Genomic DNA, 21,250 nt, shown 5'->3' with positions numbered 1-21,250 from the left:
GAACCATGGTGCCGGCGTCAGCAGCAAGTCGCCGATCGCGCCGCTGACGCGTCCCGAACACACCACTGCAAGGGAGGTGATTTACGTGAACCCGCTGAAGATGATCTGCGACTGGATGTGCAGCATGATGGGCCCCTGCTGTCCGGGCATGTGACAGCAAGACAAACCGCGAGCCGGCGGGCGGATCGACCCGCGGAATCACAGCGTCGGTCAGCCCGCCCGCCCCCCGGACTGAGCTTCCCCCGCTTTGCCGGAAGCCCTCCGTGAAAGCGGGGGAAGCTCAGACGGTGTCAGTCGTCATCGTCTGGGACGTCGGGATCCCGCAGCGCCCGGTGGCCTTCGCCGAGCTCGGGCAGGTGGAAGCTGTAATGGCCTTCCAGACGGAGGTGTTTGCGGATGAACGCTGACAACCGGGTGGCATCCTCATCGCGGACCGGGTAGTCCTGGGCGCGCAGCTCATCCAGCGCGCGGTCCAGGTACACCGAATTCCACAGCACGACACAGTTCAAGATCAGGCCGAGTGCTGAGAGCTGGTCTTCCATGCCGTCGAGGTAGGCGCGAGTGATCTCGCCCTTCTTGCCGTGAAAGATGCTGCGGCCCAGGTCGTGACGTCCCTCCTGAAGATTCGCCTGCGCCTTGGCCTCGCGCCGATACGGCTCGTCGTCAGCCAGGCGCAGGATGTGCAGGGTCTTGAAGATGCGCCCGTAGTGTGCGATGGCCAGCCCCAGTGACGTGGGGTTACCGTCGCGGGAGATCATGCGCGTGACCTCGTGCCCGGACACCTCACCACGATGCATCGACACCGCGATCCGGCACATGTCCTGCCAATGCTCACCGATCTTGTCCAGGTCGATGCGGCCGCGCGCGGCCTTGTCCAGGGGCCCGTAGTCGGCGGCCGGGTCGATACGCCACAGCCGCTGGTCAGGCAGGTTCGCCAGCTGCGGCCGATACTTGCGATCCAAGAGATGCAGGATTCCGAACACGATGTCGGAATAGGACCCGCTATCGGTGATGATGTCGTCGGGCACCTTGCTGCCTTCAGGTTGGCGCAGCACCACATCGACGGCGTTGAGCGAATCACGCGGAGTACCCGAAACGACCATCCCGTTCAGTCCGGCGGCCTGGTCGTTGAGCATATTCAGCCAGGTAGCGCCCCGTTTCGGGCCGAAATATTTTCGATTCGGGCGGGCATGGATCGAGCGGACCGGGACGACGAACCGCATCCCGTCCACGCTGGCAACCAGCCCGCCGCCCCACAGCTGCGCCAACGGCAGGTTCGCTTGAGCATTGACCAGCACCGTGTTGGCCGCGGCCATGGTGTCGGCGCGAATGTAGTGCTGGTCGACGTGGCGCGACCGATCCCGCGTCAACGCGTCCGCGCCGGGCGAAACCACCGGTGCCAGACCGACGTTCATCGCCTGCGAGCACAACACCGCAGCGACAGAGACGCCGAGGTCGGCGACTCGGGCGCTGGTGCCGGCGACGTGAGTGAAGGATTCGCCGAACTCCGGAAGCCACGACATCACCTCGAGGACCAGCTCCGGCAGATCCACCCGCGGAATCATCGCCGCCGCGCGGCGCCGCAGATCGGTCAGGCCGGGCGGATCCGGGATCGCGGTCAACGCGGCCACGTGCAGCTTGCCGTCGGAATCCACGGTGGCGGGGGTGTCGTCGCCCAGACGCGCGGCCAGCTCCCGGTAGGCGGCGTCTACGCTCCCGGCCAGCTCGCCCAGCATCGGCCGCGGGTTGTCCGGCAGCCCGAGCGCGTTCATGCCTGAATCACGGGCGGTCTCCCACGCCATCCCCGACAGCAGATGTGCTCGCGGGTCGCGCCATTTGGCGGATTCCTCGGCGAAGATGTTGCGGTAGCGCAGATGCCGCCGGAATTGCTCGAGCACGCACAGCGTGTACGCGGCCCCGTCCACGGTTTCTCCGGCCGCTCCGCCGGATAGACCAGGCGCTGCCAGCCCCCGCCCACCAGATCGTGATCGACACGGCGGGCGTCGAGCCAGCGGGCAGGCCGCCCGCGGTTGCGTTGCGGGGAGATCAGATCGGCCAGGGTGTGCATGGCTTTGAGGACCGGCCCGGCGCCGCCGGTGGCACCGAACTCGATGGTGCGCATCATCGCGGGCAGAAACGCCCGCACCGTGGCGAACCGGCCCGCCAGCTCCTCGAGGCGCTGGGAGTCGAACTCCGGATCCGCCTGCGGCACGAGCTCGTCGATCGCGGCCAGCGCGGCCCACAACTCGGCCTTGGACACGGCGTTCTCGATCAGATCCCACACCAGTTCCAGCGACAGGCCCGGGTCGGCCTCGCTCATCTCCAGCAGCACCCGCACCGCCCGCGCGAGCTTCCCGGCGTTACGCGTCACCCGCGGGTATCGGCGCAGCTTCTCGTCCTTGGACTGGCGTTCGGCCTTCGCCATCAGGTCGGTGACCATGAGCAGGTCGAACAGTTCGAGCACGTCGTCGACCGCTTTGGCCCGCAACGTGAACGCCGTCGCGGTCAACAACGCCAGCAACCGTTCCCGCTGCGACTTCATACGCCGCAGATGCGAGGTCTTGCCGGTGATCCCGTGCGCGGCGAGGGCGATCAACCGTCGCGGCGGCACCTCGGCGATGTCCACCGACGCCGGGACCACCGCGTTCAAGTCCCGCACCCGTGCCAGCGCGTGACGCATGCCCGTCACCGACGGGGTGAAAGCGCCCTTGCGCAGGCGCTCGAGCTCCACCACCTTGCGTCGGCCCTCTTCACGGGTTTCCAGCAGCTCCAATAGGATTCCGGCTTCCCGGCCGGTCAGTTGGGAGGCCAGATGTGTCCACAACCGCGCATCGGTGGCCTGCTTGCCCTCGGCAACGAGGCGTTCCAGGGTCGAGACGCCCGGGAGCAGGGCGGCGCGTTCGCGCAGCCAGCGCACCGCGCCCGCGGTCAGCGCCTTGGGGCCGTCACCGGTCATCCACGCCTGATCGGCGACCCACGCCACCAACTCGGCCTCGATCTGCGCGAACTCGGTCAACCCGTCCGCGCGGACGATCTCGTCCTGATGGTCGTAGCGGGTCTGCTTGCGCTCTGTGTAGGACTTCACGCACGTCGGATCGGCGATCTTGAGCTGTTCGGCCAGGTAGGCGACCACATCGTCGGGGACATCGAGCGGGTCGGGCAGAAACGTGCCCAGGTAGCGCACGGTCACCAGTTGGACAGCGAAGCCGAGGCGATTGCTGTCACGACGCCGCTGCGCGATCAGTTTGCGATCCTCATCGTCGAGATAGAAAAACCGCTCCAAATCGGCCCGCGTCAACACACCGAACCGGCCGTACTCCACGGCCCCCTCATCACGCACAGCCGCACATGAAACCACCAGCGGCACAACCGCGCTCGCTGTTCGACCGAATCAACCAGAATCAAACGCCTCGGTCGGATCCACCGCCTCGACACCCGGCCCGCTCACCTCGATCGGGTCGGATTCCGACGGCAGCCTGGTCTCACGTCACACCTCAGCCCGAGCAGGGAAAATACCGCTAAGCGCGACTTTTCGCGTCACTGGACCCCATATGCCGAAACCGCCGACATCGCCCTCATGGGCACCGACCTGCGACATCTTCCCCAGGCGTTGGCCCATGCGCGCCGCGCCCGGCGCATCATGGTCCAGAACATCGCCCTCTCGGCCGCGATCGTCGCCTCGCTGGTACCACTGGCCGCCTTCGGAGTCCTCGGCCTGGCCACGGTCGTCCTCGTCCACGAAGTCGCCGAGGTCTTCGTCATCGCCAACGGCGTGCGCGCCGGACGACTGCGCGCACTGCCCGGCACACCCGAACCCGAACCCGTATCCCTTCGACAACTCCCGCCCGCCGCGCCGACCGAGTCCGCCGACTGCGCCTGCTGCGCGCCCACCACAATCGGACTGCCCGTCGTCCGCACCGAAACCACCAACCGGTCATGACCGGTCTCGCTGGCCGCGACATCGGCTCACCCACCGGGGGCGCGGGTCACGATATGGGCAGTGCGGGCACAGGTTTCGGGGTTGTCCCTGATGTGGCGGCACGAGCGCGCTGGTTGAGTGGACCGGTGTGACGAGTACACACGCGACCAGCAGGGTCGAACGAGTCTTCGACCGGGTCGCCGCCGGGTACGACCGCCAGATCGCGTGGTCGGAGAAGTTGCTCCTGGGCAACGCCCGCGCCTGGGCAGTGGCGCAGGCATCGGGCACCGTCGTCGAGATCGGCGTCGCCACCGGACTGAACCTGCCCCTCTACGACTCCCAGGTCACCCACGTCACCGCCGTCGACTTATCCCAGCAGATGCTCGATATCGCACGCGACCGAATCCCGGCCACCGACACCGACCGGTTCACCCTGCGCCACGGCGACGTCGAACACCTCGACCTGCCCGACGCCTGCGTCGACACCGTCGTCTCGACCTACACCTTCTGCACCATCCCCGACCCACTCGCCGCCGCCCGCGAAGCGTTCCGGGTCCTACGCCCCGGCGGGCGGTTCGTCCTCGCCGAACACGGCCCCGCCCGAAACCGCCTGGCCAACACCATCATGCGCGCGGCCGAAACGATCACTGTGCGCTTCGCCGCCGACCACCTGACCCGCGACCCCGGCCCCTACCTCAGCGACGCGGGATTCACGCTGGAATCGGTCAACCGCACCGGCCGCGGCGCGATCACATTCCGCATACTGGCGCGAAAACCAGCTACTTCCCTCGCAGTCCAGCCCCAGCCATGATCCTGATGTAGCGATCGGGATCAGATCCTGGACGAGATACAGGCCGATGATGAATCGCTGACGCGCGAGCGATCCCGGCGAACAGATGTCCGGTGGCCGCGCGCGTGGTCCCTGTTCACCGGTGGGTGCCCGACTTGGTCGGCCGGGTCCGGGCAGGTCTGGCCGACGCGGCATCCCGGTCCGACAGTCGCGGCGGCTGGTGGCGCGCACGGGGCAGACCCACGATCCCCGCCGCGCGGCCTGTTCGCAGGGCCGACTCCCGGGTTGTTCAGGCGACACCAAAAAACTATGTTGCATAGTAATATGCTTGTGATCTGCTTCGGCGGGTCCGATATTCACCGGCTGTCACTCTCGATGGAGGATCTCGATTGGCGCGACACCGCAGGCCCGAAGAGCTGGCCGACGAGCATTCCTTCCGAAGGACCATGTCCGAACCTCGCCCGATCGAGCAGTCGCAATGGCCGGTAGCGGGGCCGCCGAGCCCACATCCGCGGCCGGATCGATACCCACCGCCGTATGTCGCCCCACCCGTGTGCGATCCACCGACCGACAGATATCCCGCAGTGACGGTGACTGTGCCTACGCCGAGTCCGGTTCGGAGGCCACGCAGTCATCGGGCTCCGACGAATATTCGCGGACGCGCGATGCTGGCGTCGGTGGCGGCCGGAGCGATCCTCGCCGGGGGAACCTCTACCGCGCACGCCGTGTCCGGTAAAGAGCAGGGTCATGTGCGGGTCACCGACGACGACGGGTCCACGGGCGCCGCGGGCGGCTCGGAAACGGCGATGTTGCTCGAACTTCCGTCGATACCCGACCTCGCCGATTTCGCCGATCGGCTCGCGGGTGCCCGTGATCGTGAGGAGGTGCGCGTCAAGCGTGAGGCCGAGGCCAGGCGGCCTCGAACTCTCGCACCGGTCGCTGGCACCTTGACCTCGAGTTACGGCCCTCGGTGGGGTACGAACCACGACGGACTCGACATCGCCAACGCGATCGGTACACCCATCGTCGCCGTCACCGACGGCACCGTGATCGAAGCAGGCCCCGCGCAAGGATTCGGTCTCTGGATCAGGGTGCTCCAGGACGATGGGACGATCGGCGTCTACGGGCACATGAACGAGATCTTCGTCGCTGCGGGACAACGACTGCGCGCCGGGGAGACCATCGCCACCGTCGGCAACCGCGGCCAATCCACCGGCCCGCATCTGCACTACGAGGTCTGGCGGACCGGCGGCGGCAAGGCCGACCCGCTGGCGTGGTTGCGGGCACGCGGCATCGACATGTGATCGAGGCGGACCCAGCGCGCGTGATCGTCATGGATTCCGCGACAGAGTCTGGCGCAGTGCGGGATTCACGTGCTCGAAGCATGCTGGGCTCGCCGCATTGCGGCGCCGATGTCGGTGCCGGGATCGTGTCCGCTGCGCCTGTCGGTCGGCTCGGCGGGGCGAGCGCGGCCGCGCGCCCATCGGCCGAGAAGCACGAAGACCACGATCACCAGCGGTATCTCCCCCACCGCCCAGGCCGCTCCGCCGCGCACGGTTTGGTCGCCGAGCAGATCGTCGTTCCAGCCCAGCGCGAGGCTGCCGAAGAACCATCCGCCCATCACGGTCGTCGTGGTGATCACGGCCAGACCGGACACCGCGTGTGAGGGCAGCGCGGCCAGAGCCATCGCGAGCCGGGTCGAGGGTGTGATCGGGCGTGGCGTCTCATCGATGCCGACCAGGACCCAGAAGAACAGATACCCGCCGATCAGGAAGTACAGGTTCATCAGCAGGTGCGCGGCGTGCGAATCCACGAAGGCGTGGTAGATCCCGCCGGGGTAGAGAGCGTAGAGCCCTGCGGCGAGAACGACCGAGGCCACGACCGGATGGGTGAGCGCGCGCGAGATCGGGCTACCCATCGCGGCGAGTATCCACTCCCGCGCTCCGGGCACGTCTTGGTGCGCGGCCGGTGCCACTGCCCGCAGGGCCAGGGTGAGCGGTCCGCCGAGGGTCAGCAGGATCGGTGCGAGCGCCGACAACGCCATGATCTGGCCCATGTGCACGCTGAACACCGCGTGCGCGTAGCGGCCCACGCCGGAACTGGTCGCGAGCAACACCACCACGCACCCCGCCAGCCAGGCGATCGTGCGCGCCGAGGGCCATCTCTGTCCACGTGCTCGCAGCCGCCGCACGCCCAGCAGATACACGAGCGCGAGCACCAGCGCCGAGGTCCCGAAGATCAGATCGAAACGCCACTCCACCAGCAGCCGGGCCGCCGACGGGGCTCCGGACAGGGTGTAGCCGAGTTCCACCTCGGCCGGTGTCGGCTCCGCGGTCGGTGGCGGTGGCGGGGTGCGGCCGAGTCCGACCGCCAGGCCCACGGTCACGGCGAATATCAGCACCTCGATGCCGCCGAAACGGATCAGCGCACCGCGGTCGCGCGGATCGGCGGCCAGTGCCGGTAGAGCGGCGCGGCGTTGGACGACGCCGAGGACTCCCGCGAGGGTCAGCGCGGCGATCTTGGCGAGGACCAGTCGCCCGTAGGTCGTGGTGAACAGTTCACCCGGCGCGACTCTGACCCAGGAATTGATCACTCCGCTGCCCGCGACGATCACGAACGCGACGGTCGCGATCGAGGAGAACCGGCGCGCGGCGAGGTCGGTGTGCGCGCCGCCGCGCAGCGCGTGGACCAGGACCGCGAACAGCCCACCCACCCATAGCGCGGCCGAAATCAGGTGCAGGACAAGGCTGTTGGTAGCGAGATCGTGGGCGCCGCCGGAGGAGGAATGCCCGCTCAGCGCCAACGGCATCATGGTCGCCACCGCCGCACCCAGCAACAGCGGCGTCCATCGCCACCGCAGTATCAGTCGAGCGCTCACGGCGAGGAGCGCCGCGAGCACCGCCGTGGTGGCCCACGCCTGCGCCAGCGGGATCTGGCCGGTCGCACGCCACAACACTTCCGGACGCCACACCCGACCGAGTGGCTGGCCGACCGTGTCCGACACCGTCGAGGGCACCAGCAATGCCGCGCAACACGCCCACGTCATCGCCGAGAGCGAGGCGCGTTGCATCGCGCGATATCCGCCGGTATCGAGAAGCCCGCCGGGTTGTGGCGGTGTCAGGAATGCCGCGAACAGCAATGAGCCGATCGTCGCGGCCGCTGACAGGTCGGCGAGCGCGCGCAGGGCGGGCAGCCCGTAGGTCGTCGCCGGTCCCGGATCGGGAAGCCCGAGCAGACTCAACGCCCGCGCCGCCGACACCCCGACGACCAGCGCCGCGACCGTGCCCGCCACGCTCGCGCAGAGGAATGCGAGCGTGGCCGAGCCCGGCGCCGGACGCGATAGGTGTGAGCTCGAGACCTCACGCTCACGGGAAGGCTTCCGGTACCACGACATACTATGCAGCGTAGTTATTCGCGGTGGTGGTGGGCCGATCGGGTGCGACGGCGCCTGCCGCGACCCCGCCCGGTGCGTTGGTCAGGGGGGATGGAGCCACAGCTCGCGGTCGGCGATCGATCACCGGTCAGACCGGGACTCGGTGCGTGTGTGGTGTGTGCGGCTGTGAATGTCGATGCAGCCGTGCGAGTCCGAGGGCGACCAGTGCTCCGGTCGCGCTCAGGCCGATCCATATCCAGCGGGTCGCCCCGTGGGCGGTCGCGGTGCCGAAGACCGCGCCGGTGGCGAGGTTACCGATCAGGATGCCGATACCGACGACGGTGTTGTAGAACCCGTAGTGGGTGGCCACGAGCCTTCCGTCGGTCAGTGAGACGACGGTGTCCATTTCGAAGGGGAACACCGCGGCGGTGCCGATCGCGAGCACGACGGCGGTGAGCAGCAGCGCCGCACACGCCGCGACGAACCCGAACGGTTCGGCGGTGGGTACCAAGGCCAGGGGCACGAACGCCACCGCCATCACCGACATCCCCGCGACCAGCGCCGTGCCGGTGGTGAACCGGGCGGCCAATGCGGCGGTGATGCGCAGTTGCCCGGCGATGGCGACGACGCCGGAGACCACGAAGATCGCCGAGACCAGCCACTTCTCGTCGCTGCCCGCCAGGGTCCGGGCGTGCAGGGGCAGGGCCAGATACACCTGGAACGACAGCACGTAGGAGCCGGTCATCGCGACGGCGAACCACACGAAGCGCCGGTTGCCCAGGACGGCGCGCCAGTCCTGGGCGACCGAGGTCGCCTCGGTGACGGCCTCGCGCGGCCTGCCCGGCAGGGCGAACAACTGCGCCACGGTCAGCGCGGCGAACACGACCGCGGCGACACCGGCGGCGAGCCGGAAGTCCACGGCCATCAGGGCCAGACCGGCCAGCGGTCCGGCCAGGATGCCCGCCTGGTAGAAGATGTTGAACACCGCGAAGGCTTCCAGGCGGCGCGATCCTGCGTCGGCGGCGAGGTAGGCGCGCACCGCCGGGTTGAACAAGGCTCCGGCGAATCCGGTGGCCGCCGAGGCGACCAGCAGCCACGGCAGCGAGGTCGCGAACACCAGCAGCGCGAATCCCGCGGTGCGCAGCAGGCATCCGGCGACGATGAGGGGTTTGTAGCCGAAGCGGTCGGCGAGGGTGCCCCCGAGCAGGAACATGCCCTGCTGGGAGAAGTTGCGCACCCCGAGCACGAGCCCGACCGTCCACGCCGCCAGCGCCAGCGATCCGGACAGATATCCGGCGAGGTAGGGCATGAGCATGTAGAAGCCGAGGTTGATGCCGAACTGGTTGATCATCAACAGTCGCGCGGGCCGGTCGAATCCGCGGAACCGGTGCCAGATGCTCACGCGTGGGCCTCCGGTCCGGCGGTGCGGGGATCCACGACGGTCGTGCACCGGGTCCAGGTGGTGACGACATGGCGGTGGGGATGGTCGATGGTGTCGGGTTCGACCGGGGGCGGCGCGTCGAGCAGGCCGTGCTCGTCGCAGTAGGCGTTGTTGTAGACGGTGTCGAAGTAGCGGTGCGGTCCGTCGGGGAAGACCGCGGCGATACGCGTGGTCGGGTCGTGGACTCGGGCGGCCCATCCGGCGACCAGGGCGACCGCGCCGACGCTCCAGCCTCCGCTGGCGTAGTGGGTGGCCGCCAGGGTGCGCGCGGCCCACACCGCTTCGGCGGGGGCGACCCAGTGGACTTCGTCGAAGGCGGGGTAGTCGACGTTGCGGGGGTGGATGCTCGAGCCGAGTCCGCGCATCAGCCGCGGCGCGGCGGGTTGCCCGAAGATCGTCGAGTCCACCGTGTCCACGCCGATGAGCCGCAGATCGGGGCAGAACCTGCGCAGTTCCCGCGCCACGCCCGCGGAGTGCCCGCCGGTGCCGACCGCGCAGACCAGCACGTCGACCCGGCCCAGTTGCGCCAGCAGCTCCAGGGCCAGGCGCCGGTAGCCCTCGGCGTTGTCGGGGTTGGCGTACTGGTCCGGGCACCACCCGTCGGGGTGGGCGGCCAGCAGTTCGGTGACACGGTCGCGGCGGGCCTGCTGCCATCCTCCGACCGGATGGGGCTCGGTGACGGTGTCCACGCGCGCGCCGTAGGCCCCCAACATCCGCGCCACGATCGGTTCCAGGCCGGGATCGGTCACCACCGTCACCGGATGCGCACACACCATCCCGGCCAGGGCCAGCCCCAGGCCCATTGTGCCGCTGCTGGATTCGATGATCGGCGCGCCCTCGGCGAGGTCGCCGCGCTCGCGCGCGCGGCGCACCATGTGCAGGGCGGGGCGATCCTTCATCCCACCGGGATTGGCTCCTTCGAGTTTGGCCCAGAACCCGCGCCCGGCCGGGGCCAGCGGCGCTCCGATCCACAACACCGGGGTGTTGCCGATCAGCGCGTGTGGTTCTCGGGTGACCAGTTGCGGGGTCCGCAGACCCGCGGGGGAATCGAGCACGACATTGTCCATGAGGTGTCGCTTTCTGTATCCGGGACCACCGCGCACTCGCGGGCGGTCCGAGGCCGGGTGGACAGCGCTCACCGGCCGGGCAACCAGCACACCCCGGCCTGACGCCGGCCCCTCAGCGCCGCTGGATACAGAGACGAACCAGGATCTGCCGCCCTCCCCGCGCGGGTGATGCCGCCGTGGGCGGGCCGTGACAGCGCGGCACCGCCGATGTGGTGTCGTCGTCGGGGCCGGGCAGCGCGGCGGCCGGTATCGGCACCGCGCGCCCGAGAGCGTCGTGCTCGTGGCGGGCCGGTCCCGGCAACGCGGTGAAGTGCCCGGCATGGGGCACGCGGCCGTCGGTGTTCACATCGCCGGGGCCGTCCAGGCACATCGGCGACGCGGATTGCGATGTCGAGACCGACTCCGGGTCCGGTGCGGATCGGGCATGGCGATCGTCACAGCCGATGAGCGAGAACGCGAGCAGCAGCAGGGCGCACAGTGCGCCGAGCGCCGCGTCGGCCCCGCGAACCCGCTGCCCCACACCCACACCCACACCCACACCCCAGACTGTAGTAGCCGAAAGCTATGAATTGCCGCGTCGATCCCGCGCGTTCACCTCGACGATTCGATCACCGGGACCGCCGCGGCGAGCGTCTCGTCACGCCGCCGCGGATCTCGGCGTCGGGTGCCGGCCCGACGCCGAGTCCGAGGGGGCCGCGCCGGACGGGCCCAACATTCCCGCCCGGCGCGGCGGATGTGCTCGAGAAACCTGATGAGGGGATTCCTTGCACGAAGGGCAAGGTAGCCATCGCCGCCGCGACGCACCGTGATCGACACCACATTCGCGTGGATTCTCAGTGTCTTCTAAGTAAAAACTATGTCACATAGTACGAAATGGCTCCGTAGATATAGCTGCGCGAGAGTTCGAATCCTGTTGCGTCATCGAGCGGAGCGCACACCGCCTCCTCTCGAACAACGAAAAACTATGTAGCCTCGTATTTGACTCGGCCGGTTTCGGGCGGCGAAGTGTCATGGCGCGGGTTCGCGCTCGGAAGAGAGTGTGAGGTCACGATGAGGATTGCGTGGTCGCCGGGGCGGCGCGGCGCGGCGCGTGCTTCCCGGCGACGGGCACCGATACCGCGGGCGCTCGAACCGCGGCGCGGTCCGTCCTGGCCGCTCGTGCTGGGAGCGGTCTGCGTGCTCGCGCTCGTCGGCGTGCTCGTTTACCACATGGTTCCCAAGTATCAGGATATGGCGGAGCGGGCGCGCTACCTCCCCGATTCCGATACCCCGGATCCGTCGGTGGGAATCGAGGGGGTCGAACGCGCCGAGTACGCGCCGGGCAAGCACGTGCGCAGCCCGCAGCGGGTCGCCTACGATCGCAGCCCGCCCATGGGCGGGCCCCACGACCAGTACTGGGCCGCGTGCGGCGGGATGGTCTACACGGTGGCGTTGCGCACGGAGAACGCGGTACACGCCCTCGAACACGGCGCGGTCTGGATCACCTACGATCCGTGCGGGCTCTCGGCGCAGGAGATCGCCGTCCTCGAGGGCAAGGTGCGTGGGCAGGGCTACATGCTGATGTCGCCGTATCCGGGGCAGCCGACGCGGGTGAGTCTGCAATCGTGGGGCCGCCAGCTGCGCGTGGACCGGGTCGAGGACCGCCGAATCGACCAGTTCGTCGCCGCGCTGCGTCAGAACCCGAACACCCATCCCGAACCGGGCGCCAGCTGTTCGGTCGTGGGCGGCTTCGACCCGGACGACCCGCCGCCGTTCCAACCTGATCCGCCAGGCCCCGACGCGGTACCCGTCGACACAGCACCCGCGCCATCCACCACCCCGACTCCGTGAAAGACCACAGATGACCCTCGATGCCCCGGTCCCGGACAACGACGCTCGACCCGATCCGCCGTCGGTGTCGCGGTGGAGCAGGCCCCGGCTGCCGGTGCGTCCGGCGTTGCTCGCGGCGCTGGCGGCGGCGGTGATGCTCGGTGTCGGTGTCGGGTGGCAGATCAGTCCCCGCCCGGATCTGCGCGAGCACACGGTCGTCGATGTCGGATTCGCCCAGGACATGTCGGCCCATCACGGACAGGCGGTGGAGATGTCGGCGCTGGCGATGGCGCGCACCGACGATCCGGAGATCCGAACGCTGGCCTACGACGTGGTCACCACCCAGCAGAGCCAGATCGGGACGATGCAGGGGTGGCTGTCGCTGTGGGAGCAACCGGCGAGCGCGCCCGGCGCGGTGATGACGTGGATGCGAGCCCGGGAATCCGGGCCCTCACCCTCGACCCACGACATGGCGAACATGACCGCGACCGCGGCCTCGGCGATGCCGGGCATGGCCGGCCCCGAGGAACTGCGCAGGCTGCGTCAGTCCTCGGGCCCGGCCGCCGACGTGCTGTACCTGCAACTGCTGCTGCGCCATCACCAAGGCGGGCTGGCGATGGCCCGCTACGCCCGCGACAACGCCGGACTCGCCGCCGTCGCCCGCCTCGCCGAGACCATCCTGACCACCCAGACCGCCGAGTCCGACACCATCGGCCAACTCCTCGACCAGCGCGGCACCACCCCGCTCCCGGCGAACTGACACCCAGCACCGCCACCGGAACACCGACAGCGGTGTCGTCGCGGGTGCCGCCCGGAACGCGAGCCCCCGCGTCACCGAGGTGGCTCCGCTCTTCGTCAGGGCAGTCCCAGGCAGGCCGCGAGGGCGACCAGACCGACCGCCAGGCAGGCCACCAGCATCCCGGCCGCGATCGCCCCCGCGCCCGCGAGCACCGCGGGCAGTGCCGAGACCGCGGGAGCGCCGGGGGCCAGCCGACGGCATCGGCGCTCGAGCGACTCGTCGACCAGCGGCATGTCGAGCCCGCCGGCGTTCGATCCGGCCGCTACCGCCTCCAGCGCGGTGCGCATCGAGGCGGGATCGGTCAGCCGCGCCGCGCGGCGGTCGGCGGCCAGTTCGACCAGGGCCGCCACCGCCGTCGGCGCGGCGGCGAACAGCGGTATCCGAGGAAAGGCGGCGGCCAGGACCCGGCACACGCCGAGGATCTGGTGGTGGAATCCGCGCAGGTGGGCGTGCTCGTGCGCGAGTACCGCGCTGCGCTGGAGCGGTGTCAGCCGCCGGGCCAGTCCGTCGGTGGCCACGATGTAGCCGCGCCTGCCCGCGACGCTGAACGCCAGCGGCACCGGATGCTCGAGCCAGATCAGCCGTGCCTGCCGCGGATCGGCGCGCCCCAGCAACCGCACCACCTCGGTGTGGTGGCGGATCGAGCGGCCGCGCGCGCGGACATCGCGGGCGCCGACCACCACCAGCCGCGCGCTCACCGCGAGCCCCGCGCCCAGCGCGGCCGTCCACAGGAAACCTCGCGCCGAGGCCGGTGTCAGATGCTCCACCGTGCTCAGGCAGGTCAGCAGGGTCTCCAGGGGCCGCTCGCCGGGAGCGTGACCGGGCCAGAGCCCGAATGCCACCGCGGCCAGGGTCAGCACGAGGACCGTCGTGATGGCTCCCAGCCATGCCGCGATCGTGGCCACCGGCGCGGCCACCGACTCCACCGCACGCAGCACCGACGGCGCCGCGATCGCCGACACCGCCGCCGCGATCGCCAAGCCCAGCGCCAGGATCACCGATCGCCGCTCTCGGCCAGCCCCCGACGCAGCGCCTCGATCTCGCGGGCGGAAGCGGTGCGGGCCAGATGCAACAACACCGCGGGCGCGTCCGGAGTGGTGTCGAGAATTCCGCGCAGCACCTCGGTCGTCGCCTCGGCACGGCTGCGGCGGGGACGGTAACGGTAGGCGCGGCTGACCTTCTCCCGCAGCACCCACTCCTTCTCCCACAGGTGGGTCACCACCGTCAGCACCGTGGTGTAGGCGGGTGGACGCCTGCCGGGTTCGGCCAGACCCTCCACCAGGTCGTGGACCGACAACGGCTCGTCGCTGTCCCACAGCAGGTCCATCACCCGAGCCTCGAGTGCGCCCAGTCCTTTCACCGCTCTCCTCGCGTTCTCCCCGTCCCGATTGTGCCGCACCACGCCGCCCGCGACCGGCACCGCACACCGTCGCCGACCTCCACGCGACCCCGCCACCCGCGTCGCGGTCGGGGCCGCAACCCGCGGCACCGAACCCCAGATACTATGTTGCATAGTATTTAGGTGGCGGGCGCCGACCGGACCCGCCGGTCGAGGAGGATCGGATGATTCGAACAGCGACGGCAGTCGCGCTGATCGCGGCCGCGCTGGCATCCACAGGCGCCACCGCTTCGGCCCACAGTGAGCTGGAGGGCTCCGACCCGGCCCCCAGCGCGGTCCTGGACACGACGCCGACAGCGGTGACGCTGACGTTCAACCAGCGCATCGCCCAGCAGTTCGCCACGGTGTCGGTGATGGGCGGGCCGGCCGACGAGCAGTGGGTCGCGCAGGGCGTGACCGTCGACGGGCCCACGGTGCGCGCCACACTGCGGCCGGGACTGCCCGCCGGGCAGTTCACCGTCGGCTACCGGGTGGTCTCGGCCGACGGACACCCGATCACCGGCTCCTACGGTTTCACCGTCACCGCGCTCGCCGCGCCCTCGCCCTCGGCGGGCGCCGCCGCGCTCGACACCGCCGCCGCCCCACCCCCCGCCCCGGCGACCGCGGACACGAAGACCGACACCGACACCGGGTTCCCGATCCTGTGGGTGCTGGCGTTGGCGGGCGTGCTGATCGCGGCGGGGCTGGCCGTGGTCCTGCGAGGCGGGCGACCCAAGCCCCGCGACCGATAAGCCGATGCCGCTCACGGCCCTGGCCACCGCGGTCCACCTGCCCGAGGCCGCGCCGTCGCTGACGGCCTTTCTCGGCTGGGCCCCGCAGCCGGTCCCGGTCCTGCCGGTGACCGGGCTCGTGCTCGCGGCCTGCTACGGGTGGGGTGTGGTCCGGGTGCGGCGCGCGGGGCGGCGGTGGCCGTGGTGGCGCACCGTGTCGTTCACGACCGGATGCGCGATCCTCGTCGCGGTCACCGGCCTGGGGATCGAGGGGTACGGGTACCGGCTGTTCAGCGTGTGGATGTTCCAGCATCTGACCCTGTCGATCCTGATACCGCCGCTGTGGGTCCTCGGCAGCCCCGGAGTGCTGCTGCTGCGCTCGGCCGCCCACCACGGCGGTGGCCGGATCCTGCTGAGCCTGGCACTGGGGGGACTGCGCAGCCGCCTCGCGCGCGCGGCGCTGCATCCGGCCTGCACCATCCCGGTATTCCTGGTCGGCTACTACGGGCTCTATCTCACCCCGCTCATGGACATCCTCGGTGCCAGTGCGGTCGGCCATCTCGGCCTCGAGGTGTTCTTCCTGGCCAGCGGCTTGCTGTTCATCGTCCCGGTCCTGTCCACCGGCCCGCTGCCGATCCGCCGGACCAACCTCGGCCGGTTCTTCGACATCTTCGTCGAAATGCCGCTGCACGTCTTCCTCGGCGTCGTGCTCATGATGGCGACCTCGCCGATGATCACCCTGTTCGCGACACCACCACCGCGCTGGAGCATCGACCCCCTGGCCGATCAGAACGCCGCGGGCGCTCTGGCCTGGTCCTACGGCGAACCGGTGGCGCTGATCGTCGTCACGATCTTCGCGATCCGCTGGCATCGCGACGAACACCGCGCCAACACCGTCGCCGAGCGCTACACCACCAGCGAGGACCCCGAACTGCTCGCCTACAACGACTACCTGCGCCACCTGCACGGGCGGACACCGCCCGGCGCGCCCGCGGCCACCGCGCACGCCGCGCCCCGCGACCGATGACCCCCGCGCGACACGGAAGATCACACCCGATACTTTGTCATATGCGAATGTGACTATATTATAGCTGGGAGGTTCACAACGATGGGACATCAACACTCACACGCACCGGCCGGGGCCAGCGCGTCCAGCCGCCACGTCGGCAAACTGTGGATCGCGGCCGGCCTGGGCCTGGTCACGGTCGTCGCGCAGGTGGCCGTCGGGTTGACGACCTCGTCGCTGGCGCTGCTGTCGGATTCGGCGCACGTGTTCACCGACGTGTTCGGCATCCTGATGGCCCTGGCCGCGATCATGGCCGCCCAGCGCGCCACGGCACGGCCCGACCGCACCTTCGGCCTGCACCGCGTCGAGGTCTTCGCCGCGCTGCTCAACGCGGTCCTGCTGTTCGCGGTCGCGGGATGGGTCGGCTACGAGGCGATCGAACGCTTCCAGTCCCCGCCCGAGGTCCCCGGACTGCCGGTGACCATCGTCGCGCTGGTCGGCCTGGCGATGAACGTGGCGGCCTTCCTGTTGCTGCGCTCGGGAGCCAAGGAGAGCCTCAACGTGCGCGGCGCCTACCTTGAGGTCATGTCCGACATGCTCGGCTCCATCGGCGTGCTGGCCAGCGGCATCGTCACCCTGGTGTTCGGCTGGCGCTACGCCGACCCGGCCATCGGCGTGGCGATCGCGCTGTTCGTGCTGCCGCGCGCGTTCAACCTGGGACGCCAAGCGGTCAGGATCCTGCTCCAGCACGCCCCCGAGGCCCTCGACATCGACGCGATCACCCTGGCGCTGACCGCGCTGCCCGGCGTCCGCGACGCCCACGACCTGCACGTCTGGACGGTCACCAGCGGCATGGAAGTCGCCTCGGTCCACCTCACGGCCGCCTCCGACGCCGACCCCGCCGCGGTGTTGGGGCAAGCGCAGCAACTGCTGTCCCACCAGTTCGGGCTCGCGCACGCCACCATCCAGATCGAACCCGAGGCCGCCCGCAAGCACTGCGAGGAGATCTCGTGGTGAATCCGATGTCTCGACACGGCATCACCGCGCCGATCCACGCCGCACCGAAATACTATGTGACATAGTATTTCTCTGAGAATCCGCTGATAAATGCCGTGATCTGTGACTGCGGTCACTGTCGTTGCCGACGATAGGTCCGTAGAGTCGCGCCGTGCCGAGCGGTCACCGCGACGCTCGAGTCCACATCGGTCCCTTCCCTTTTCGTGCCTGCCGGGGCACGGGTCTCGAACTCGACAAGGATGCCCATGTCCACAGACCCCTCCGCCGGCATGCCCGCTCACACCCTCGACCGCCTCCGCGCGGTCGCGCGCCACGATCTGCCCGCCTCGATCGTGGTGTTCCTCGTCGCGTTGCCGCTGTCGCTGGGCATCGCGATCGCCTCGGACGCCCCCGTCATGGCCGGGCTCATCGCCGCGGCCGCCGGCGGCATCGTGGCCGGGCTACTCGGCGGCTCACCGCTGCTGGCCAGCGGCCCCGCCGCGGGGCTCACCGTCGTGGTGGCCGAGTTGGTGGGGCGTTTCGGCTGGAAGGTGACCTGCGCGATCACCGTGGCCGCCGGGCTGGTGCAGATCCTGCTCGGCCTGAGCCGGGTGGCCAGGGCGGCACTGGCGATCTCACCGGTCGTGGTACACGCCATGCTCGCCGGAATCGGCGCGATCATCGCGCTGCAACAGGTCCACGTCCTGCTCGGTGGATCCTCGCGCAGTTCGGTGTGGCAGAACATCACCCGGCTCCCCGAGCAACTCGGGTCGCTGCACGGCGGTGACCTGCTGGTGGGGCTGACGGTGGTCGCGGTGCTGTTCGGCTGGAAATACGTGCCCGCGCCGCTGTCGCGGGTGCCCGCCGCGCTCGTCGGTGTACTCGGCGCCACCGTCGTGTCGCTGGTCTTTCCCCTCGGTGTGGAACGGGTCGTGATGGACGGTTCCATCCTCGACGCGATCGCCGTGCCCGCGCTGCCCGACGGCGCGTGGGGCGCGTTCCTGGGCGGTGTGCTGACGATGGCGCTCATCGCGAGCGTGGAGAGCCTGCTCTCGGCGGTGGCGGTGGACAAGATGCACACCGGGCCGCGCTCGGATCTGAACCGGGAGATGATCGGCCAGGGCGCGGCCAACATGGTCTCGGGAATGCTGGGCGGACTGCCGGTCACCGGGGTGATCGTGCGCTCGGCGACCAACGTCACCGCGGGCGCCCGGACCCGCGCCTCCACCATCCTGCACGGGGTGTGGATCCTCGTGTTCTCCCTCGCGCTGGCCGGGCTCGTGCAGCAGATCCCCAAATCCGCGCTGGCCGGGCTGCTGATCGTCATCGGGATCCAGCTGATCAAGATCGCCCACATCCGCCTGGCACGGCGCACCGGAGACCTGCCGGTCTACCTCACCACCATCGCCGGGGTCATGTTGCTGAACCTGCTCGAAGGTGTGCTGCTCGGGTTGCTGCTCGCGGTGGTCCTGGTGTTGTGGCGTTCGGTGCGCGCGTCGGTGCACGCCGAACCGGTGGGCACACTGCCCACGCGCCGATGGCGGGTGACCATCGAGGGCACGTGCAGTTTCCTGTCCCTGCCGCGCCTTACCCGAGTGCTGGCCGCCGTGCCCGCCGACAGCCACGTCACCGTCGAGATCACCGCCGACTTCCTCGACCACGCCGTCGCCGAGGCGATCGGGGAATGGGTGCGCCGCCATCGCGGCGCGGGCGGCATCGTCCTCATCGACGAGATCGGCTCGGCCGCGCTCGCCGCGGCGGCGCAGCGCAGCCCGCAACGGCACCCGGCCGCGTCGCTGATCCGCGGGCTCGCACCCTGGAAAGCGCGCCAGCGCCACGACCCGGACCGCGGCGGCGCGCTGGCGCCGGTGATCGACGGTGTCGACCACTACCACCGCCACCACGCCCCCCTGCTGCGTGAACACCTCCACGATCTGCGCGAAGGTCAGCAGCCGCACTCGCTGCTGCTGACCTGCGCCGATTCGCGGATCGTGCCGAACGTCATCACCGGCAGCGGCCCCGGAGACCTGTTCACCGTTCGTAACGTCGGAAACCTCGTCGCCCCCGACGAACTCGACACCTCCCTGGAAGCCGCGCTCACCTTCGCCGTCACCGAACTGGGAGTCAACACCGTCATCGTGTGCGGTCACTCCGGATGCGGCGCGATGAAGGCACTGGCCGACACCGGCGCCGGACACCACCCCCGAACCGATCCCGTCTCCACGTGGCTGACCCACGCCGCCACCACCCGCGAGGCGTTCCTGGGCGGGCACTCCGTCGGTCGCGCCGCCGCCGCGGCCGGATTCGACGAGATCGACCAGCTCGGCATGGTCAACGTCGCCGTCGGGGTCCACGCCCTGCGCACCGGCCATCCCACCGTCGCGCCCGCGGTCGGCACCGGCGCGCTGGAAGTGGTCGGGCTGTTCTTCGACATCGCTTCCGCGCGCGTGCTGCACATCAGCGACACCGACATCGCCGAGTTCACGCCCGCGCTCACGCAACCGGCCACGCTGTGAACGGATGCATGCATCGACGCCGGGCGTGGCCCGTACCACCCCCGACGCGGGTGCGCGCTGCCCCGTCCGAGGCGGTCTCGGCGCGGACGATGCCCCTGCCGGTGTGACGCGGAGACGGTGCGGTGTTGGACCTGCCGTTGCTGGCCGGGCCCGTCCCGACGCTCCTGTCGGTCGTTGCGATGGCGGCCCTGGCGTGGTTGCTGGTCCGACCGGTACCCGCGCGCCGGGTATCGGTCACAGGCTGCCTCGTGATCGCGGCCGCCTCCACGGCGGTGGCGGGTCGGCTCGTCACCGATGTGTGGGAGCTGTTCCCCGCCGAGGACCTCGAACCCGAGACCTACTTCTGGTCCGGGTTCGCGGTGTTCGCGATCGTTCTCGCCACGACCCGCATCCCCGTGCGACCACGGGGCCGGACGCTGACCGTGCTCGCCGCGACGATCGTGGTCGCGGCGAGCGCGAACCAGATCAACACCGAGTTCCAGGCGTATCCGACTCTGCGCGCGGCGATCCGATCACCCCACCCCAGCGAGATCGCCTTCGACCGGATCACCTCCGCGGCGTCGCTGCCCCGCACCGAGGGCCCGGTCGAGACTCGATGGCAGCCGCCGCCGGACCTGCCCGCCGCCGGACGGATCACCCACGCGCGAATACCCGGCACCCGCTCGGGATTTCGTGCCAGAACCGCCGAAATCTATCTACCTCCCGCATATTTCACCGACCCGCGCCCGCTGCTGCCGGTCCTGGTGCTGCTGCCCGGCCAGCCCGGCTCCCCGCAGGACTGGCTCGTGTCCGGGAGCCTGGTGTCGACGATGGACACCTTCGCCGCCCGCCATCGCGGCTTGGCCCCGATCGTGGTCGTCGCCGACGGCACGGGCGGACTGTGGAACAACCCCCTGTGCGCCGACACGCGGCGAGCCCGCGCGGCCACCTACCTCGGTGTCGATGTCCCCGACTGGATCCGTGCCAATCTCGCCGTCGACCCGGATCCCGCCGCGTGGGCGGTCGCGGGAGCCTCCTACGGCGCGACCTGCGCGATCCAGCTCGCGCTGACCGCACCCGAGACCTACCCGACCTTCCTGAGCATGTCCGGCGAATCCCGCCCCAGCCTCGGCAGCCCCACCCGCACCCTGGAAGAAGGCTTCGACGGCGACACCGCGGCCTTCGCCCGCGCCGACCCACTCGCGCTGCTGCGCACACGCCCCTACCCCCGCACCGCCGGTGTCGTCGCCGTCGGCGACCAGGACACCGACACGATCCCCGAATCACGCACCATCGCCACGGCCCTCACCGCCGCGGGCGCACAGATCCGCTACCGACAACCACCCGGCGGACACGACTGGCGCGTCTGGTCGAACACCCTGCGACTCGAACTACCCTGGCTCGCCCGACGAACCGGCCTGACCTCCTGAACCACGGCCCCGCCGA

17 protein-coding genes and 1 pseudogene are annotated in these 21,250 nt (G+C 70.0%); 10 read left to right on the top strand and 8 right to left on the bottom strand.

Translation table 11 applies throughout. The annotated features are described in order from the left end of the window. Positions 1 to 290 precede the first annotated feature (290 nt). Positions 291 to 1,874 (bottom strand): transposase, encoded by a 1,584-nt coding sequence (locus APZ21_RS35885; protein WP_239476949.1) that lies wholly within the window; start codon positions 1,872 to 1,874, stop codon positions 291 to 293. Continuing rightward, positions 1,769 to 3,340, bottom strand: coding sequence for a DUF4158 domain-containing protein (locus tag APZ21_RS35880; RefSeq protein ID WP_239476937.1), 1,572 nt, complete (start codon positions 3,338 to 3,340; stop codon positions 1,769 to 1,771). Before APZ21_RS35880 ends, APZ21_RS35885 begins: the two co-directional genes overlap by 106 nt. 216 nt (positions 3,341 to 3,556) lie before the next feature. Here APZ21_RS35880 and APZ21_RS31045 point away from each other — a divergent pair. The 3 genes and pseudogenes from APZ21_RS31045 to APZ21_RS31035 form a co-directional block, all read left to right on the top strand. After that, positions 3,557 to 3,940, top strand: a pseudogene (locus tag APZ21_RS31045) (cadmium-transporting ATPase); the annotation flags it as partial. A 127-nt stretch (positions 3,941 to 4,067) separates the two neighbouring features. Then, positions 4,068 to 4,730: a class I SAM-dependent methyltransferase gene (locus APZ21_RS31040; protein WP_040714328.1), complete on the top strand. Its 663-nt coding sequence runs from the start codon at positions 4,068 to 4,070 to the stop codon at positions 4,728 to 4,730. Positions 4,731 to 5,374: 644 nt separating this feature from the next. Then, positions 5,375 to 6,013 (top strand): M23 family metallopeptidase, encoded by a 639-nt coding sequence (locus APZ21_RS31035; protein WP_040714327.1) that lies wholly within the window; start codon positions 5,375 to 5,377, stop codon positions 6,011 to 6,013. A gap of 65 nt (positions 6,014 to 6,078) precedes the next feature. On the opposite strand, the gene APZ21_RS31030 is transcribed toward APZ21_RS31035, so the two are convergent. The 4 genes from APZ21_RS31030 to APZ21_RS31015 all read right to left on the bottom strand — a co-directional run bounded on the left by APZ21_RS31030 (position 6,079) and on the right by APZ21_RS31015 (position 11,128). Next, the gene (locus APZ21_RS31030) at positions 6,079 to 8,103 is read right to left on the bottom strand and encodes a cytochrome c oxidase assembly protein (RefSeq protein ID WP_040714325.1); all 2,025 of its coding nucleotides are present in this window, start codon (positions 8,101 to 8,103) and stop codon (positions 6,079 to 6,081) included. A gap of 127 nt (positions 8,104 to 8,230) precedes the next feature. Continuing rightward, on the bottom strand, positions 8,231 to 9,484 hold the full coding sequence (locus APZ21_RS31025; protein ID WP_082393594.1) for an MFS transporter: 1,254 nt from the start codon (positions 9,482 to 9,484) through the stop codon (positions 8,231 to 8,233). Beyond that, on the bottom strand, positions 9,481 to 10,590 hold the full coding sequence (locus APZ21_RS31020) for a PLP-dependent cysteine synthase family protein (protein WP_054816785.1): 1,110 nt from the start codon (positions 10,588 to 10,590) through the stop codon (positions 9,481 to 9,483). The genes APZ21_RS31025 and APZ21_RS31020 overlap by 4 nt, the downstream gene beginning before the upstream one ends. A 112-nt stretch (positions 10,591 to 10,702) precedes the next feature. Further along, positions 10,703 to 11,128, bottom strand: coding sequence for a hypothetical protein (locus APZ21_RS31015; RefSeq protein WP_040714323.1), 426 nt, complete (start codon positions 11,126 to 11,128; stop codon positions 10,703 to 10,705). 512 nt (positions 11,129 to 11,640) lie between these two features. Between APZ21_RS31015 and APZ21_RS31010 the strand changes: the two genes are divergently transcribed. Both APZ21_RS31010 and APZ21_RS31005 read left to right on the top strand, forming a co-directional pair. After that, positions 11,641 to 12,420, top strand: a complete 780-nt coding sequence (locus APZ21_RS31010; protein ID WP_040714321.1) for a DUF3105 domain-containing protein — start codon at positions 11,641 to 11,643, stop codon at positions 12,418 to 12,420. Between the two features lie 10 nt (positions 12,421 to 12,430). Next, complete coding sequence (locus tag APZ21_RS31005; protein ID WP_040714320.1) at positions 12,431 to 13,159, top strand: DUF305 domain-containing protein; 729 nt, start codon at positions 12,431 to 12,433, stop codon at positions 13,157 to 13,159. 95 nt (positions 13,160 to 13,254) lie between these two features. On the opposite strand, the gene APZ21_RS31000 is transcribed toward APZ21_RS31005, so the two are convergent. Both APZ21_RS31000 and APZ21_RS30995 read right to left on the bottom strand, forming a co-directional pair. Beyond that, positions 13,255 to 14,196, bottom strand: coding sequence for a M56 family metallopeptidase (locus APZ21_RS31000; protein WP_040714319.1), 942 nt, complete (start codon positions 14,194 to 14,196; stop codon positions 13,255 to 13,257). After that, positions 14,193 to 14,558 carry a BlaI/MecI/CopY family transcriptional regulator gene (locus APZ21_RS30995; RefSeq protein ID WP_040714318.1) on the bottom strand — a complete coding sequence of 122 codons (366 nt, stop codon included), beginning with the start codon at positions 14,556 to 14,558 and terminating at the stop codon, positions 14,193 to 14,195. Before APZ21_RS30995 ends, APZ21_RS31000 begins: the two co-directional genes overlap by 4 nt. A 203-nt stretch (positions 14,559 to 14,761) precedes the next feature. Between APZ21_RS30995 and APZ21_RS30990 the strand changes: the two genes are divergently transcribed. From APZ21_RS30990 to APZ21_RS30970, 5 genes are all read left to right on the top strand, one after another. Continuing rightward, the gene (locus tag APZ21_RS30990; protein ID WP_040714317.1) at positions 14,762 to 15,328 is read left to right on the top strand and encodes a copper resistance CopC family protein; all 567 of its coding nucleotides are present in this window, start codon (positions 14,762 to 14,764) and stop codon (positions 15,326 to 15,328) included. 4 nt (positions 15,329 to 15,332) lie between these two features. Next, entirely contained in the window at positions 15,333 to 16,334 is a 1,002-nt protein-coding gene (locus APZ21_RS30985) for a cytochrome c oxidase assembly protein (RefSeq protein WP_040714316.1), read from the top strand. A gap of 81 nt (positions 16,335 to 16,415) precedes the next feature. After that, complete coding sequence (locus tag APZ21_RS30980) at positions 16,416 to 17,330, top strand: cation diffusion facilitator family transporter (RefSeq protein ID WP_040714315.1); 915 nt, start codon at positions 16,416 to 16,418, stop codon at positions 17,328 to 17,330. A 245-nt stretch (positions 17,331 to 17,575) separates the two neighbouring features. Further along, positions 17,576 to 19,825 (top strand): SulP family inorganic anion transporter, encoded by a 2,250-nt coding sequence (locus APZ21_RS30975; RefSeq protein ID WP_051030366.1) that lies wholly within the window; start codon positions 17,576 to 17,578, stop codon positions 19,823 to 19,825. A gap of 125 nt (positions 19,826 to 19,950) precedes the next feature. Continuing rightward, positions 19,951 to 21,234: an alpha/beta hydrolase gene (locus APZ21_RS30970; RefSeq protein ID WP_239476932.1), complete on the top strand. Its 1,284-nt coding sequence runs from the start codon at positions 19,951 to 19,953 to the stop codon at positions 21,232 to 21,234. Positions 21,235 to 21,250: the final 16 nt, after the last annotated feature.

Source organism: Nocardia arizonensis, from assembly GCF_001310275.1.
Classification (GTDB): Bacteria; Actinomycetota; Actinomycetes; order Mycobacteriales; family Mycobacteriaceae; genus Nocardia; species Nocardia arizonensis.
The sequence above is the reverse complement of the archived record's forward strand: the minus strand, read 5'-3'. Positions and strand labels throughout refer to the sequence as shown.

Coding starts and splice junctions, on each gene's coding strand:
- APZ21_RS30980 (WP_040714315.1), top strand. CDS start 16,416: ATGGGACATCAACACTCACACGCACCGGCCGGGGCCAGCGCGTCCAGC.
- APZ21_RS30990 (WP_040714317.1), top strand. CDS start 14,762: ATGATTCGAACAGCGACGGCAGTCGCGCTGATCGCGGCCGCGCTGGCA.
- APZ21_RS31035 (WP_040714327.1), top strand. CDS start 5,375: ATGCTGGCGTCGGTGGCGGCCGGAGCGATCCTCGCCGGGGGAACCTCT.
- APZ21_RS31005 (WP_040714320.1), top strand. CDS start 12,431: ATGACCCTCGATGCCCCGGTCCCGGACAACGACGCTCGACCCGATCCG.
- APZ21_RS30975 (WP_051030366.1), top strand. CDS start 17,576: ATGTCCACAGACCCCTCCGCCGGCATGCCCGCTCACACCCTCGACCGC.
- APZ21_RS31030 (WP_040714325.1), bottom strand. CDS start 8,103: ATGTCGTGGTACCGGAAGCCTTCCCGTGAGCGTGAGGTCTCGAGCTCA.
- APZ21_RS30985 (WP_040714316.1), top strand. CDS start 15,333: ATGCCGCTCACGGCCCTGGCCACCGCGGTCCACCTGCCCGAGGCCGCG.
- APZ21_RS31020 (WP_054816785.1), bottom strand. CDS start 10,590: ATGGACAATGTCGTGCTCGATTCCCCCGCGGGTCTGCGGACCCCGCAA.
- APZ21_RS31010 (WP_040714321.1), top strand. CDS start 11,641: ATGAGGATTGCGTGGTCGCCGGGGCGGCGCGGCGCGGCGCGTGCTTCC.